Annotated in this window: 12 protein-coding genes and 1 pseudogene; 7 read left to right on the forward strand and 6 right to left on the reverse strand. The window is 70.8% G+C overall.

From position 1 onward, the window contains the following. The 5 genes from ABNT58_RS06750 to ABNT58_RS06770 form a co-directional block, all read left to right on the forward strand. Window positions 1-968, forward strand: a 968-nt coding sequence (locus ABNT58_RS06750) for a carbohydrate kinase (protein ID WP_348752736.1), incomplete at its 5' end; no start/stop codon positions are given. A 150-nt stretch (window positions 969-1,118) separates the two neighbouring features. Then, window positions 1,119-1,763, forward strand: coding sequence for a biliverdin-producing heme oxygenase (locus ABNT58_RS06755; RefSeq protein WP_348752737.1), 645 nt, complete (start codon window positions 1,119-1,121; stop codon window positions 1,761-1,763). After that, window positions 1,760-3,994 (forward strand): ATP-binding protein, encoded by a 2,235-nt coding sequence (locus tag ABNT58_RS06760; RefSeq protein ID WP_348752738.1) that lies wholly within the window; start codon window positions 1,760-1,762, stop codon window positions 3,992-3,994. The genes ABNT58_RS06755 and ABNT58_RS06760 overlap by 4 nt, the downstream gene beginning before the upstream one ends. Then, window positions 3,978-4,514, forward strand: a complete 537-nt coding sequence (locus tag ABNT58_RS06765) for a response regulator (protein WP_348752739.1) — start codon at window positions 3,978-3,980, stop codon at window positions 4,512-4,514. The genes ABNT58_RS06760 and ABNT58_RS06765 overlap by 17 nt, the downstream gene beginning before the upstream one ends. Then, window positions 4,511-6,967, forward strand: coding sequence for a response regulator (locus ABNT58_RS06770; RefSeq protein WP_348752740.1), 2,457 nt, complete (start codon window positions 4,511-4,513; stop codon window positions 6,965-6,967). The genes ABNT58_RS06765 and ABNT58_RS06770 overlap by 4 nt, the downstream gene beginning before the upstream one ends. Before the next feature lie 29 nt (window positions 6,968-6,996). On the opposite strand, the gene ABNT58_RS06775 is transcribed toward ABNT58_RS06770, so the two are convergent. From ABNT58_RS06775 to ABNT58_RS06785, 3 genes and pseudogenes are all read right to left on the reverse strand, one after another. Beyond that, entirely contained in the window at window positions 6,997-7,410 is a 414-nt protein-coding gene (locus ABNT58_RS06775; protein WP_348752741.1) for a putative toxin-antitoxin system toxin component, PIN family, read from the reverse strand. 3 nt (window positions 7,411-7,413) lie between these two features. Beyond that, a complete protein-coding gene (locus ABNT58_RS06780; protein ID WP_348752742.1) occupies window positions 7,414-7,686 on the reverse strand; it encodes a ribbon-helix-helix domain-containing protein in 273 nt (90 codons plus the stop codon). Window positions 7,687-7,778: 92 nt separating this feature from the next. Continuing rightward, a pseudogene (locus ABNT58_RS06785) lies at window positions 7,779-8,336 on the reverse strand (PhoU domain-containing protein); the annotation flags it as partial. Between the two features lie 265 nt (window positions 8,337-8,601). On the opposite strand from ABNT58_RS06785, the gene ABNT58_RS06790 reads away from it, so the two are divergent. Both ABNT58_RS06790 and ABNT58_RS06795 read left to right on the forward strand, forming a co-directional pair. Next, a complete protein-coding gene (locus ABNT58_RS06790; protein WP_348752743.1) occupies window positions 8,602-9,432 on the forward strand; it encodes a gamma-glutamyl-gamma-aminobutyrate hydrolase family protein in 831 nt (276 codons plus the stop codon). Window positions 9,433-9,448: 16 nt separating this feature from the next. Continuing rightward, window positions 9,449-10,870, forward strand: coding sequence for a CoA transferase (locus tag ABNT58_RS06795; protein WP_348752744.1), 1,422 nt, complete (start codon window positions 9,449-9,451; stop codon window positions 10,868-10,870). Window positions 10,871-10,874: 4 nt separating this feature from the next. Here ABNT58_RS06795 and ABNT58_RS06800 read toward each other — a convergent pair whose 3' ends face one another. From ABNT58_RS06800 to ABNT58_RS06810, 3 genes are read right to left on the reverse strand one after another with little or no spacing between them, the layout of a single operon-like run. Then, window positions 10,875-12,584 carry an ATP-dependent DNA ligase gene (locus ABNT58_RS06800; RefSeq protein WP_348752745.1) on the reverse strand — a complete coding sequence of 570 codons (1,710 nt, stop codon included), beginning with the start codon at window positions 12,582-12,584 and terminating at the stop codon, window positions 10,875-10,877. A gap of 17 nt (window positions 12,585-12,601) precedes the next feature. After that, the gene (locus ABNT58_RS06805; RefSeq protein WP_348752746.1) at window positions 12,602-13,408 is read right to left on the reverse strand and encodes a hypothetical protein; all 807 of its coding nucleotides are present in this window, start codon (window positions 13,406-13,408) and stop codon (window positions 12,602-12,604) included. 14 nt (window positions 13,409-13,422) lie between these two features. Beyond that, a complete protein-coding gene (locus ABNT58_RS06810; protein WP_348752747.1) occupies window positions 13,423-14,520 on the reverse strand; it encodes a ligase-associated DNA damage response exonuclease in 1,098 nt (365 codons plus the stop codon). Window positions 14,521-14,764 lie beyond the last annotated feature (244 nt).

The raw sequence follows: 14,764 nt of genomic DNA on the forward strand, positions 1-14,764 counted from the left end.
AAGGCATGCTGCGCATCGTTCCTCTTGGAGACCTCACCATGTTCGTGATCTGCGGCGAAGCGCTGTTCGATGTATTTGCAGCTGGCGACACCCCCACCGGCCTGATGCTCGATGCGCGCGTCGGCGGCTCGCCTTTCAACGTGGCCGTCGGCCTGGCGCGGCTGGGCCAACCGGTCGGCTTCTTCGGCGGTGTGTCGTCCGGCTTCCTGGGCGAGCGGCTGATGCGCGCGCTGCAGGAAGAAGGCGTGGACACCCACTGCACCCCGCGCAGCCCGGCGCGCACCACGCTCAGCCTGGTGGGCGTGGACGCAGCAGGCGTGCCTTCCTACTCCTTCTATGGCGAAGGCGCGGCCGACCGCGGCGTCACCCAGGCCGCGCTGGCCGCCATTCCGCCAGAGGCACGGGCCTTCCACGTCGGCTCCTATGCCACGGTGGTGGAGCCGGTGGCCGGCACGCAGCGCGCGCTGATCGAGCGCGAACACAAGCGCAGCCTGATCAGCTTCGACCCCAACATCCGCCTCAACGTGGAGCCCGACCTGGCGCGCTGGCATGCGCTGCTGGACTGGATGCTGCCGCGCACCCACCTGCTCAAGGTCAGCGACGAAGACCTGGGCCTGCTGTTCCCGGGCCAGGCGCCGGCCACGCTGGCCGCCCAGTGGCTGGCCCGCGGCGTGGCCATGGTGGTGGTCACCCGCGGTGGCGAAGGCGCGCTGGCCTGGACGGCCGCCGCCCAGGCCGAGGCCGCCCCGGTGAGGGTGGACGTGGTGGACACCGTGGGCGCCGGCGACACCTTCCAGGCCGCGCTGCTGACCTGGCTGGCCGAGTACGACGCGCTGAGCCCGATGGCCCTGCGGACCCTGCCGGCAGAGCAGATCAAGGCCGCCCTGGACTTCGCGGCCCGGGCCGCCGCCATCACCTGCTCGCGCCGCGGCGCCGACCTGCCGCGGCGGGCCGAACTGCCCGCTTGAGGCGGTTTGCAGGGCGCGCGACAGCCGGAGCCGGCCGCAGGCTGCGGTGTTTGCTGACAGTGAGCCTGCAGCGTCGGTGTTAAAACACGGTGCTGCGTGAGCGTTCATGCGGCCCCCGGCCCACTTTTGCAGGTTTCTCCGGCCCCCGCCATGTTGTCGTCGCCCGCCGTTTCCGTCTCGCTCCACGCCCGGCTGCGCGAGGCCACCGCGCAGGCGCATGCGCAGCTCGAATCGCTGCTGGGGTTGCTCGACAGCCCTATGAGCTATGCCCGCTTCGTGGCGGTGCTCATGCGCTTTCATGGCTTTCACCGCGTCTGGGAGCCTGCGCTGGCCCATGCGCTGGGCGATGCCCAGTTCACCGTGCCGCGCCGCCGGCTGCTGCTGATCGAGCACGACCTGCGGGCGCTGGACATCGACGACCTGGACATCGAGGTGCTGCCGGTGGTGCCCGAAGCGGCGCAACTGTGCCGCACGCTCGACGCGGCGCTGGGCTCGCTCTACGTGATGGAAGGCTCCACCCTGGGCGGCCGCGTGATCACGCGCCGCTTGCTGGAAGACGCCGACTGGTGCCCTGAAGAAGGCCTGCTGTACTTCCACCCCTATGGCGACCTGACCGGCGAGCGCTGGCGCCAGACGCTGGCCCTGCTGGACAGCGTGCCGCCCGAGCGGCACGAAGCGGTGGTGGAAGGCGCGCTGGAAACCTTTGCGCTGCTGCTGCAGTGGCTGGAACCCGCGGTGGTGGCGGCGCACCCCGACGACGACGAACGTTCCAGCGAATGGGGAGTCGCCCTGTGACGGCCTTCGACCTGGCCGTCGACGCCTGCGCACGCGAACCCATTCACATCCCGGGCAGCATCCAGCCGCACGGCGCCTTGCTGGTCACCGACCTCGAAGGCGACCGCGTGCTGCAGGCCAGCGCCAATGCGGCCGCGGTGCTGGGCCTGGCGGCGGCGCCCACGCGCAGCGGCGAGCTGGACCCCGCGCTGCCCAGCATGCTGGCCGGCATGGCCAGCGGCGAAGACGGCGTGCTGCAGCAGCCGCTGGCCTGCGGCGCCCGGCTGTTGCAGCTCAGCGCCCATGCCACGCCCCAGGGCCTGGTGCTCGAACTGGAGCCGCTGGACCTGGGCGAGATGCGCACGCTGGACGCGCTGTACCCGCGGCTGCGCAGCTTCCTCGACCATGTGGAAGGCGAAGACGAAGTGGCCCTGCTGGGCCGCTACGCCGCCCAGGAAGTGCGCCAGCTCACCGGCTTCGACCGGGTGATGGTCTACCGCTTCGACGAAGACTGGCACGGCACCGTGATCGCCGAAGACGGCAACGGCCGGCTGCCCAGCTACCTCGATCTGCGCTTTCCGGCCAGCGACATCCCGGCCCAGGCGCGCGAGCTGTACCGCCGCCACCGGCTGCGGCTGATCCCCGATGCGCACTACCAGCCGGTGCCGGTGCTGCCCGCGCTGAACCCGCTGGACGGGCAGCCCCTCGACCTCTCGGGCTCGGCGCTGCGCAGCGTCTCTCCGGTGCACCTGCAGTACATGCACAACATGGGCACCGCGGCTTCCATGTCGGTGTCCATCGTCATCGACGGCCAGCTGTGGGGCCTGGTGGCCTGCCACCATGCCGAGCCGCTGCGCGTGGGCGCCCCCACCCGAGCCGCCTGCGATTTCCTCGGCCAGATCCTGGCGCTGAAGATCGGCTCGCGCGAGCGTGGCCAGGAAGCCGCGCTGCGCTGGGCCGCCAAGGAGCTGGAGCACCACCTGGTGGGCCGCATGGCCGATGCCGGCGACGCCCCCGACGCGGCACTGCACCGGCTGGCCAAGAGCCCCGAAGCCTGGCTGCGGCTGACGCGCGCCAGCGGCGCCGCCCTGGTGCGTGGCGACCTGGTGCATTGCGTGGGCGAAACGCGTGCGCCCGAGCAGCTGCAGGCGCTGGCCACCTGGCTGCACCAGCGCCAGGACCGCAGCGAGCTGTTCGCCACCCATGTGCTGCCCTCGCTGTACCCGCCGGCGCAAGCCTTTGCCGACACCGCCTGCGGCCTGATCGCCGCGCCCATCTCGGCCATCCACCCCCACTACGTGATCTGGTGCCGGCCCGAGCGCATCCACAGCGTGCAATGGGGCGGCCGGCCCGAGAAAGCCACGCTGGACGACGGCCGGCTGTCGCCGCGCCATTCGTTCGCGGCCTGGACCGAAGAGGTGCGCGGCACCGCCCAGCGCTGGTCGGCGGTGGAAGTGGACACCGCCCGCAGCTTCTGCCAGGCCATGGTCACGCTGGTGCTCAAGCAGGCCGAGCAGCGCGCCGCGCTGACCGACCGCCTGGAAAGCAGCAACCGCGAGCTGGAGGCGTTTTCGTACTCCGTCTCGCACGACCTGCGCGCGCCCTTCCGCCACATCGTCGGCTTTGCCCAGCTGCTGGGCGAAAGCGAGCCGAACCTGGCCGCACGCTCGCGCCACTACCTGGACACCATCGTCGAATCGGCGCTGTCGGCCGGCCGGCTGGTGGACGACCTGCTCAACTTCTCGCAGCTCGGCCGCGCCAGCCTGGAAACCATGGCGGTGGACATGAACAAGCTGGTGGACGAGGTGCGGCGCTCGATGCGCATCGACCAGGGCACACGCCGGGTCGAATGGCAGATCGAGCCGCTGCCGCCGGCCTGGGGCGACGCGGCGCTGCTGCGCCAGGCCTGGGCCAACCTGGTGGACAACGCCCTCAAGTACACCCGCAACAGGGACGTGGCCGTCATCCGCATCAGCGGTGAAGTGCGGGCGCATGAAACCGCCTACACCGTGTCCGACAACGGCGTGGGCTTCGACATGGCCTACCAGGGCAAGCTGTTCGGCGTGTTCCAGCGCCTGCACCGGGCCGAAGACTTCGAAGGCAGCGGCATCGGCCTGGCGCTGACACGCCGCATCATCGACCGCCACGGCGGCTGGATCGCGGCCGAAGGCAAGCCCGACGAGGGCGCCACCTTCCGCTTCGGCCTGCCACGCTCACCCCAACATCAAGCCGACCATGACTCAGAACCCTGACCGGTCCGCAGCCGCCGGGCCCGATGCGGGGCTGACCCGCAGTGTCGAGCTGCTGGCCGCGGCCAGCCGCACGGCCGAGCTGCGCCCCATCCTGCTGGTGGAAGACAGCCCCAACGACCTGGAGCTGGCGCTGGCCGCGCTGGAGCGCTGCCAGCTGGCCAACCCGATCCACGTTGCGCGCGACGGCGTGGAAGCGCTGGACTACCTGCACGCCCGTGGCGCCTGGGCCGACCGCCAGGGCGGCGACCCCGCCGTGGTGCTGCTGGACCTGAAGCTGCCCCGGCTCGATGGCCTGGAAGTGCTGGAGCGGGTCAAGAAAGACCCGGCGCTGCGCGCGGTGCCCATCGTGATGCTCACCTCCTCGCGCGAAGAGCGCGACCTGGTGCGCAGCTATGAGCTGGGCGTCAATGCCTTCGTGGTCAAGCCGGTCGACTTCCGCGCCTTTTTGCAGGCCATCCAGGAACTGGGCATGTTCTGGGCGGTGCTCAACCAACCGCCGCCCCGCCTCCCTCATCGATGAACGGTCCCGCTCGCGTCCTGCTGCTCGAAGACAGCGACATCGACACCGAACTGATCTGCACCTACCTGCAGCGCGCTCAGATGCCGATCGAGGTGGTGCGCGCCGCGCGCCGCGGCGAGTACCTGGCTGCGCTGCAGCGCAGCGACATCGACCTGGTGCTGGCCGACTATTCGCTGCCCGACTTCGACGGCATCGCGGCCTTGCGCCAGGCGCGTGAGCAGCTGCCCGACGTGCCGTTCGTCTTCGTCTCCGGCGTGGTGGGCGAAGACGTGGCCACCGATGCGCTGCGCCAGGGCGCCACCGACTACGTGCTCAAGCGCAACCTCGCGCGGCTGCCCAAGGCGGTGGAACGCGCGCTGGCCGAGGCGCATGAGCGCATGCGCCGGCGCGACGCCGAAGCCGCGCTGGGCGCCAGCGAAGCCACCGCCCGCCTCGCGCTGGAGCGCCAGCGGCAGGCCGAGGTGCTGTTCCGGCTGGCGGCCGAAGCGGCCAACATCGGCGTGTGGGAGTTCGACCCCGACGGCCCGCGGCTGTGGATCGACGACGGCCTGCGCCGCATCGCCGACATCGCGCCCGGCGTCACGGTGGACTACGCCTACTTCGTCTCGCGCGTGGTGCACCCCGACGACCGCGTGCTGTTCGAGCAATCGCTGGCCGCGGCGCTGGTGCCCGATGGCCGGCCCGAGCTGGACTTCGAGCACCGGGTGATCACGCTGGCCGACGACCGGGTGCGCTGGCTGTCCATCGCCGGCCGCCGCTTCGACAGCGACGACGGCGGCTCGCGCCTGGTGGGCACCGCCCGCGACGTGACCGGCCAGCGCCGCAAGGGCGAAGCGCTGCGCCGCCTGAACGAAGCGCTGGGCGAGCGGGTGGAGCAACGCACCCGCGAGCGCGACCGCATCTGGAACCTCTCGGCCGACCTGATGGCGGTGTGGCGCCCCGACGGCACCGCCGAAGCGCTGAACCCCGCCTGGGAAAGCCTGCTGGGCTGGCCCGCGGCCGAGGTGATGAGCCAGGCCATCGTCGACCTGCTGCACCCGGCCGACGTGGCGGTGACCCGCACCGCGATGGAGACGCTGGGCAACGGCGCCGGCACCGCCCGCTTCGACAGCCGGGTGCGCAGCCGCGACGGCAGCTACCGCTGGATCCGCTGGGCGGTGCGGCCCGATGCCGGCTACTTCTACGCCATCGGCCGCGACGTGACCGAAGAGCGCGCCGCCGCCGACGAACTGGCCGCCACCAACGAAGAGCTGAAGCAGCAGATCGAGGAGCGCAGCCGCGTGGAAGCCACGCTGCAGCAGATGCAGCGGCTGGAAGCGGTGGGCCAGCTCACCTCGGGCGTCGCGCACGACTTCAACAACCTGCTGACGGTGGTGCTGTCCAACATCAGCCTGATCCGGCGGCTGCTCAACCAGGGCGGCCAGGCGGACGAGCGGGTGCTCAAGCGGCTCGATTCGATGCAGAGCGCGGCCGAGCGCGGCGCCAAGCTCACCGCGCAGATGCTGGCCTTCTCGCGCCGGCAGCGGCTGGAGCCGCAGGTCATCGACCTCAACGACACGGTGCTGGCGCTGCGCGACCTGCTGCAGTCCACCATGGGCGGCAGCGTGCGCCTGGCCACCGAACTCACCAAGCCGCTGTGGCCGGCGCTGGTGGACGTGACGCAGATGGAGCTGATCGTGCTGAACCTGGCCATCAACGCACGCGACGCGATGGAGGTGGGCGGCAGCCTGACGGTGCGCACCGCCAACGTCACCCTGGGCCCGCCCGAGCGGCCGGAAGAGCCCGAGGCCGGCGACTACGTGGCGCTGACCGTGAGCGACACCGGCAGCGGCATGACGCCCGAGGTGCTGGCCAAGGCCTTCGAGCCCTTTTTCACCACCAAGGAGGTGGGCAAGGGATCGGGCCTGGGCCTGGCCCAGGTGTACGGCTTTGCCAAGCAGTCGGGCGGCGGCGTGCGCATCGATACCCAGCCCGGCGTGGGCACCTCGGTGCATGTGTTCATGCCGCGGGCCGAAGGCGAGGTGCGCCAGCGCGAACCCGAAGTGACCCAGCACGGCCTGCTGGACGACAGCGAGCCCAGCCACACCCTGCTGCTGGTGGACGACGACCCGGCGGTGCGCGACGCCACTTCGTCGATGCTGCGCGCCATCGGCTACCGGGTGATCGAAGCCGGCAGCGGCGGCGCCGCGCTGGAGCTGCTGGCCCGGCGCAAGGACATCGAGCTGGTGCTGGCCGACTTCGCGATGCCGGGCATGAACGGCGCCGAGCTGGTGCGGCTGCTCAAGCTCTCGCACCCTCACCTCAAGACCATGTTCCTCACCGGCTTCGTCGACCTGGCGGCGCTCAAGGACATCCCGGAAGAACAGGTGCTGCAAAAGCCCCTGCGCGACGAAGAGCTGGCCCGCCGCCTGCGCCGCGCGCTGCGCGGCGGGCCGAGCCGGACGCTGAACTGAGGGTGCAGGACTGAGGGCCGAGCTGCCAGCTAGCTTCTGTATGTCGTCAGGAACGACGAGGCCGCCATGATGCGCGTGCGGCCATGATGACCCAGGCTCAACAGATCGCGCTTGTCGCCGGTCACCAGCACATCAGCCTCACCAGCCAGCGCCAGGGCGAGAAGGTAGTCATCGTTGGGGTCAGGAGAGACCGGCGTGACGACAAAACCATCCATCAGCTGGGCCACACCGCGCAGTTCATTGATCAGGCGGCCAGCCAAGGCCGGCTGCAGCCGCTCTCGAATCTTCGGGTAGCGGGTCACCCGCATCAGCTCGTCGAGCTGCTGGCTGCAACTCAGCACCGTGAAACGCCCAGCCCGCCACTGCGCTATGAGCTGACCAGGCACCGAATCTGCGCTCAGGAGCGTACTGACCAGGATGTTGGTATCAACGACCACGCGCACGGGTTACGTGTCCGCTGATCCAGGCGAAGGCCGCGCCAGGCGCACGGCCGTCACAGCCTCATCCACCAGGTTCTGAAGTTCATCGGCCGACAGATCGGCAAAGCCCTCGCGCGCCTGCTGCATGCTCTCGTCGAGCATGCGCCAGCGCACGGCCTCTTCAATGAACTTTGAAAGATCACCCTTGCGGCTGCCCCGCGCACCCAAGAACGAGCGCAAAGCGAGGTCCGTCTCCTTGGAAACCATCACCGACCATCGAGCCATGCTGTCGCCTGCCATGAGACCCACCTTGACTTACACACCCTGAAGCCGCATTTTCGCCTAACCACAAGAACGTTCTGAGCTTTTGCGTTTATGTACCGATCTGGTGCCTAGGGTTCCTCCGCCAGCGGCGCTAGCTGCGAGTGGCGGATGCGGGCGTTGGCCAGCGCCCCCGCCGATTCCAGGATCGGGTAGGCGATCGAGCACAGGTGCGAATTGATGCGCTTCAAGTCGCTGATCAGGTCCAGGTGCAGCGAGCTGGTCTCGATGCTTTGCGTGGTGTTGTCGCGCAGCCGGGCGATGTGGCTGGCCGCGTATTCATGCTCCAGGTCGCGGAAGCGGGCCTTTTCTTCCAGCAGCCGCTGGGCGTCGCGCACATGGCCATCGAGGAAGACGCTCATGGCCAGCCGCAGGTTGGCCATGAGCCGCTCGTGCAGGTGGCAGATCTCGGCCATGCCGGCTTCGGAGAAACGGCGGTTTTTGCGGATCTTCTTGTCTTCCACGTCCTGCAGCACGCGCTCGATGATGTCGCCGATCTGCTCCATGTTGATGGTGAAGCTGACGATGTCGGTCCAGCGCCGCCCTTCCCGCTCGGACAGCGCCTCGCGCGAGATCTGCGTCAGGTAGAACTTGATGGCCGAGTACAGCTCGTCCACCGTGTCGTCCAATCACCGGCGACCGTGTCATCGGCTCGGTCGCCTGCACGAGCTGCAGCATCACCGCCAACGCGGCGCTGGTGCTCACCAGCCCCTTGCCGACGAAGGAAGCCGCGATCAGGCAGGTGCTTACATAGTTTTTGCGCTGCCGGCTCACCTCAGTGTGCAGACCGCCCGATACAGTGAGTGCTCCACGCAGGACCCGGGCCAGGGCATGGCGATTGCCGCGACCCCTCCTGCCCTTTTTGTCGCGCCCTTGCCGTCTTCTCCGCCACCCATGTCTGACGCTGCTGCCACCCCCGACGCGCCCAAGGCGCCGCTGCTGATCGGGCTGTCCGCCCGCATCTACCACCCCACCACGCCGGTGCCCAGCCTGGGCGGCGTGTTCACCCGCACGCTGCACTACCTGGAGCAGTCGGTGGCGCACTGGGTGATGTCGCGCGACGTGCTGGGCGTGATGATCCCGGCGGTGGACAGCGACAGCCTGGTGCGGCGCAGCGACATGAGCCTGCACCGCTATGCCGAGATGCTGGACGGCCTGGTGCTGCAGGGCGGCACCGACATCTCGCCCGAGACCTATGGCGAATCGCCGATGAAACCGGCCTGGGGCGGCGACCGCGTGCGAGACCTGTACGAGATGGAGCTGCTGGACGCCTTCATCTCCGCCGGCAAGCCGGTGCTGGGCATCTGCCGCGGCTGCCAGCTGATCAACGTGGCCTTCGGCGGCTCGCTGTACCAGGACATTCCCAGCCAGCTGCCCGGCGCACTGCGCCATCACGACGAAAACACCTACGAGCGCCAGTTCCACCGCGTGAACATCGTGCGCGGCACGCGGCTGGCCGGCCTGTACCCCGACCGAGTCAGCGGCGCCATCAACTCCATCCACCACCAGTCGGTGAAGTCGCTGGGCCACGACCTGGAAGTGGAGGCGCTGGCCATCCCCGACGGCGTGGTCGAAGCCATCCGCTGGAAGGGCCCGAGCTATGTGTTCGGCATGCAGTGGCACCCCGAGTTCATGGCGCTGAACCGCACCCACGACGACGAGCTGGACGGCACGCCCATCCTCGACGACTTCCTGGCCGCAGCGCGCGCGCGCAAGGCGCGCTGAGCACCGGGGCCGACGCATGGGCAGTGAGGCACCTTCGGCACGGGCGCTGCAGACGTTGTGGCGCGCGGCCGGCCTGCCGGAAGCGGCACTGGCCTGCGCCGATGTCACCGGCGATGCGCCGGTGCTGCCCTCCTCGTTTGCCGTGGCCACGGCCGCGCAATCGGCCCTGGGCGCGGCGGCGCTGGCCGCGGCCGAGCTGTGGCACCTGCGCAGCGGCGTCGGCCAGCGCCAACGGGTGACGGTGGACCGCACCCATGCCACGCTGGACAGCTGCGCCCACTTCCTGATCGACGGTCGCCAGCTGCCGGCCTGGGACCCGGTGTCGGGCCTGTACGCCTGCGGGCCCGATGGCGAAGCGGGCTGGGTGCGCATCCATGCCAACTTCGCGCACCACCGCGACGGCGCGCTGCGGCTGCTGGGCCTGCCGCCGGGTGACGCCACCGGGCGCGACGCGGTGCAGAAGGCGCTGCGCGGCTGGAGCGCCGAAGCCTTCGAGGCCGAGGCCGCCAATGCCGGCCTGGTGGTGGCCGCGGCCCGCAGCTTCGAGCAGTGGGACGCCCACCCGCAAGGCCAGGTGCTGGCCGCGCAGCCGCTGGTGCGCATCCGCCGCATCGAGCCCGCCGGCCAGGCGCCCGCCGCCCTGCCCTGGCCCGCGCTGGGTGATGGCGCGCAGCCGCTGGCCGGCCTGCGGGTGCTGGAGCTGACACGCATCCTGGCCGGGCCGGTGGCCGGGCGCACGCTGGCGGCTTATGGCGCCGAGGTGATGCTGGTCAACTCGCCCTCGCTGCCCAACATCGCCGCGATCGCCGACACCAGCCGCGGCAAGCGCTCGGTGCATGTCGACCTGATGGACGAACCCGGCCGCGCCACGCTGCGTGGCCTGGCGGCGCAGGCGCATGTGTTCCTGCAGGGCTACCGGCCGGGCGCGCTGGGCGCCTTCGGTTTTGCGCCGGAAGACCTGGCGCGGCTGCGGCCCGGCATCGTAGTGGTGTCGCTCAGCGCCTATGGCGACGAAGGGCCCTGGGGCCAGCGCCGCGGCTTCGATTCGCTGGTGCAGACGGCGACCGGCTTCAACCTGGCCGAAGCGCAGGCGGCCGGCGCCCACACGCCACGTGCGCTGCCGCTGCAGATCCTGGACTACGCGGCCGGCTACCTGCTGGCCTTCGGCGCGCAAGCCGCCCTGTGGCGCCAGCAGCAGCAAGGCGGCAGCTGGCATGTGCAGGTGTCGCTGGCCGGCGTGGGCCACTGGCTGCGCAGCCTGGGCCGGGTGGCGGGCGGGCTGCAGGCGCAGGCGCCGGCCTTTGGCCCCTACCTGGTCACCGAGCCCAGCGGCTTCGGCGCGCTGACGGCGCTGCGGCACCCGGCGCAGTTCTCGCACACGCCAGCGCGCTGGCAGCGGCCGTCGATGGCGCCGGGCTCGCACCCACCGGTCTGGTAGCGCCTCAGCCCTGGATCAGCGCTTCCAGCGTCTGCAGCGTGTCGGCTTCCCACAGCGGTTTGTCGTGGCGGATGCGCAGCATGCGCGGAAAGCGCGTGGCGATGCCGCTCTTGTGGCGCGGGCTGCGCTGGATGCCCTCGAAGCCCAGTTCAAACACCAGCGTGGGCTTGACGCTGCGCACCGGGCCGAACTTCTCCAGCGTGTTGGCGCGGATCACCTTGTCCACCTCGGCGAACTCGGCATCGGTCAGGCCTGAATACGCCTTGGCAAATGGCACCAGCTGCAGCGCACCCGGCTGCGCCGGCTCACGGCGGGCGATGGCGTCCAGCACCGCCTGGGCTTCGGCCGCATCGGCCGGTTGGCGGTTCCACACCGCGAAGGTGTAGTCGGTGTACACGCTGGCGCGCCGGCCATGGCCGCGCTGGGCGTACACCAGCACGCCGTCGGCGGTCATCGGCTCGATCTTCCACTTCCACCAGGTGCCGGCGGCCTTGGTGCGGCCGGTGCCGTAGCTGGCATCACGCTGCTTGAGCATGAAACCTTCCACACCCCGCTCGCGCGACTCCATGCGCAGCTGCGCCAGTGCCGGCCAGTCGGGCGCCTGCACCAGCGGCGACAGCTGCATGCGCACGGTCGGCGCCACCTGTTCCAGCTGCGCGCGCCGCTCGGTGTGCGGGCGGTGGCGCCAGTCCTGACCCTGCCACTCCAGCAGGTCGTAGGCGATGAAGTTCACCGGCGCGTCGGTCAGGATCTTCTTGCTGAGCTTGAGGCGGCCGATGCGCTGCTGCAGCAGTGCAAACGGCGCCGGCCGTTCTTCGTGCCACACCAGCAGCTCACCATCCAGCACGGTGCCGTCGGGCAGCGGCTGGGCCAGCGCCACGATCTCGGGGAAGCGGTCGGTGATCAGCTCCTCACCGCGCGACCAGATCCACACCCGGCCGGCGCGCTTGACGATCTGCGCGCGGATGCCGTCGAACTTCCACTCCACCAGCCATTGGTCGGTGGTGCCCAGCCGGGCTTCGAAGTCGCTGGCGTCACCTTCGAGCTGGTGGGCCAGGAAAAACGGGTACGGCTGGCCGGCATCGTCGGGGCTGCGCTCGTCGCCGGCGGCGCCTTCCACCACCGGCGCCAGCAAGGCCTGGTAGCGGCTGGCGCTGGGCGTGGCGCGGGCGTCGGTGTAGCCCATCATGCGCTGGGCCACGCGCTTGGGGTCCAGGCCCGCCTGCTCGGCCAGCGCGCGCTGCACCAGCAGCTTGCTCACGCCCACCCGGAAGCCGCCGCCGATCAGCTTTGTGAGCAGGAAGCGGCCGGTGGTGTCCAGCTCGCGCCAGTAGCCGGCCACGCGGCGGGCCTGTTCTTCGGGTGGCAGGCCGCGCAGCGGCAGCAGCCGGTGCTCGATCCATTCGGCCAGGCCCAGCGGCTCGGCCGGCTGGTCGGCCGGCGGCAGCACATGGGCGATGGTCTCGGCCAGATCGCCCACGGCCTGGTAGCTCTCTTCGAACAGCCATTCGGGGATGCCGGCTTCGGCACAGGCCAGCGCACGCAGCACGCCGGTGGGCACCACCTGCCGCGGCTTGCCGCCGGCCAGGAAGTACACCGCCCAGGCGGCATCGGCCGGCTCGGCCTGCGCGAAGTAACGGCGCAGCGCGGCCACCTTCTCGCTGGTGGCGGTGCTGGCGTCGAGTTCGGTGAAAAGAACGGCGAAGGCTTGCATCAGGCCGGCTGGAGCACTCAGCGCGCCTGCGGTGATGCGGCCTTCTGTTCCACCGGCCAGGCGGCGTCGGGGCGGTGGTAGTCGTCGTTCAGTCGGCTGAACTGGGCGGCCCGCTCGTTCTCGACGAAGGTTTGCAGCGCCTCGAAGCTGCGGCCCTGCAGGCTGCCGTCGTGCAGCAGCACGAGCTGGCCGATCAGGCTCCAGTCGGCGCTGCCGCCCGGACCTTCGGCCAGGCACCACACGCTGGCGTCTGCCGGCAGGGGCGCCAGCAGCGCCTGCGGCAGACGGTCGGGTGCCACCGGCTGCATCTGCGCGCGCAGCGGAAAGCGGTCCAGCGGCGCGCCGCTGTCGGCCGGTGCCCACCAGGCGATCAGCCGCAGCGCGGCATGGGTTTCCACCACCGGGCCGCCGGGGCCTTCGCGCACTTCGGTCACTTCATCGGCCACCTGCCGCACCGCGGCCACCCAGGCGCCGGGCTGCCACTGGCGCAGCAGGCGCGGGTGGCTGGGCACGGGCGCCACGGCGGGTGTGGGCAGCAAATCCAGGTCGATGTCGGTGATCTCCTGCGCGGCCCAGCGGGCGGCGCGCTGGGCCGCCTGGCGACCGAGCTCGTCGAGCTCGACCGCGGCCACTGGCGCGTCCTGCACGGGCTGCAGCCTGGGCAGGCGCAGCGAAGGGGCGTCTTCGGCCGCCGGGCGGCGCACGCCGGCAGGCTGCCAACCATCCAGCAGGCGCATCAGCTCGGCGTCGGTGGGCCGCGGCCCGCGGTCGGGGCGCCAGCCGTCCAGCACGCGGGTGGGGTCCAGGGGGTCGTCGCGGTCCATCGCGCGATTTTCGGTCAGCTGGCGGCCGGGTCCATCGTGGGGGGGGGGGGGCTGGCAGCGCCCGCCGCTTCGGCCGTGGGGTCTTCCAGCGCATCGTCACCGTATTCGGTGCGAAACGCGCCGGCGTCCAGGCCCTGCTCCTGCAGCCAGCGCACCATCACCGCCTCGTAGCCGTGGGTCACGATCACCCGCTGGGCGCCGGTGGCCAGGATGGCGCGCTGCAGGCCGGGCCAGTCGGCGTGGTCGCTCATCACGAAGCCGCGGTCCACCGCGCGGCGGCGGCGGGCGCCGCGCAGCTGCATCCAGCCGCTGGCAAAGGCGTCGCTGTACTCGCCGAAGCGCCGCAGCCAGGGCGAGCCCTGAACCGAAGGCGGCGCCACCACCAGCGCACGCTTGAAGTCGGCCTTGGCCAGTTCGGTGGCGGCGAAGGTGGGCGGCAGCGGCACGCCGGCGGCGCGGTAGGCGGTGTTCAGCGTGTCCACCGCGCCATGCACCACGATGGGCCCGATGGACGGATCGACCCCGGCCAGCATGCGCTGCGCCTTGCCGAAGCTGTAGCCCATCAGCAGGCTGGCGCGGCCGGCCTCGGCATTGGCGGCCCACCAGGCGTTGATGTCGGCGAACAGGCTGGCCTGCGTGGGCCAGCGGTAGATGGGCAGGCCGAAGGTGGATTCGGTGATGAAGCAGTCGCAGCGCACCGGCTCGAAGGGCGCGCAGGTGGCGTTGAGGTCGCCCGACACTTCGCCCTGCATCGCGGTGTCGCCAGCGACGAAGTAGTCGCCCGAAGCCACCCACACCCGGCCGCGGTGCTCCAGCCGCACCTGGGCCGACCCCAGCACATGACCGGCCGGGTGCAGGCTGATGCGCACGCCTCGGTGGTCCACCACCTCGCCCCAGCCCAGGGTCTGCAGGGTGATGTCTTCGCCCAGCCGCGAGCGCAGCACGCCTTCGCTGTCGTGCGAGGCCAGGTAGTGGCCATGGCCGCGCCGCGCGTGGTCGGCATGGGCATGGGTGACGATGGCGTGGGACACCGGCCGCCAGGGGTCGATGTGGAAATCGCCGGGCGGGCAATACAGGCCTTCCGGCGTGGCCACCACCAAGTCGTCATGCATCGTCGCATTGTGACGACGCCGGCCCTTCCTGGAGCCTGCCAGGGCGTTCACCGAATGGTGACGATGGGATACTGAAGCAGCCGCCTGTTGCCCGATGACGTCCTTGACTCCTTCCACCGTGCCGCCGCGCCGGCCTCTCGGCTACGAGCCGATGACGCCGCTGCAGATCCTGTTCAGCCTGCGTGGCCGGGTGCCGCGCAAGGTGTGGTGGCTGTATGCCGTGGCGGGCCCCATCGGCGTCGGC

Source organism: uncultured Aquincola sp. (genome assembly GCF_964001545.1).
Taxonomy (GTDB): Bacteria; Pseudomonadota; Gammaproteobacteria; order Burkholderiales; family Burkholderiaceae_C; genus Aquincola.

Coding starts and splice junctions, on each gene's coding strand:
- ABNT58_RS06755 (WP_348752737.1), top strand. CDS start 1,119: ATGTTGTCGTCGCCCGCCGTTTCCGTCTCGCTCCACGCCCGGCTGCGC.
- ABNT58_RS06765 (WP_348752739.1), top strand. CDS start 3,978: ATGACTCAGAACCCTGACCGGTCCGCAGCCGCCGGGCCCGATGCGGGG.
- ABNT58_RS06770 (WP_348752740.1), top strand. CDS start 4,511: ATGAACGGTCCCGCTCGCGTCCTGCTGCTCGAAGACAGCGACATCGAC.
- ABNT58_RS06780 (WP_348752742.1), bottom strand. CDS start 7,686: ATGGCAGGCGACAGCATGGCTCGATGGTCGGTGATGGTTTCCAAGGAG.
- ABNT58_RS06790 (WP_348752743.1), top strand. CDS start 8,602: ATGTCTGACGCTGCTGCCACCCCCGACGCGCCCAAGGCGCCGCTGCTG.
- ABNT58_RS06795 (WP_348752744.1), top strand. CDS start 9,449: ATGGGCAGTGAGGCACCTTCGGCACGGGCGCTGCAGACGTTGTGGCGC.
- ABNT58_RS06800 (WP_348752745.1), bottom strand. CDS start 12,584: ATGCAAGCCTTCGCCGTTCTTTTCACCGAACTCGACGCCAGCACCGCC.
- ABNT58_RS06805 (WP_348752746.1), bottom strand. CDS start 13,408: ATGGACCGCGACGACCCCCTGGACCCCACCCGCGTGCTGGACGGCTGG.
- ABNT58_RS06810 (WP_348752747.1), bottom strand. CDS start 14,520: ATGCATGACGACTTGGTGGTGGCCACGCCGGAAGGCCTGTATTGCCCG.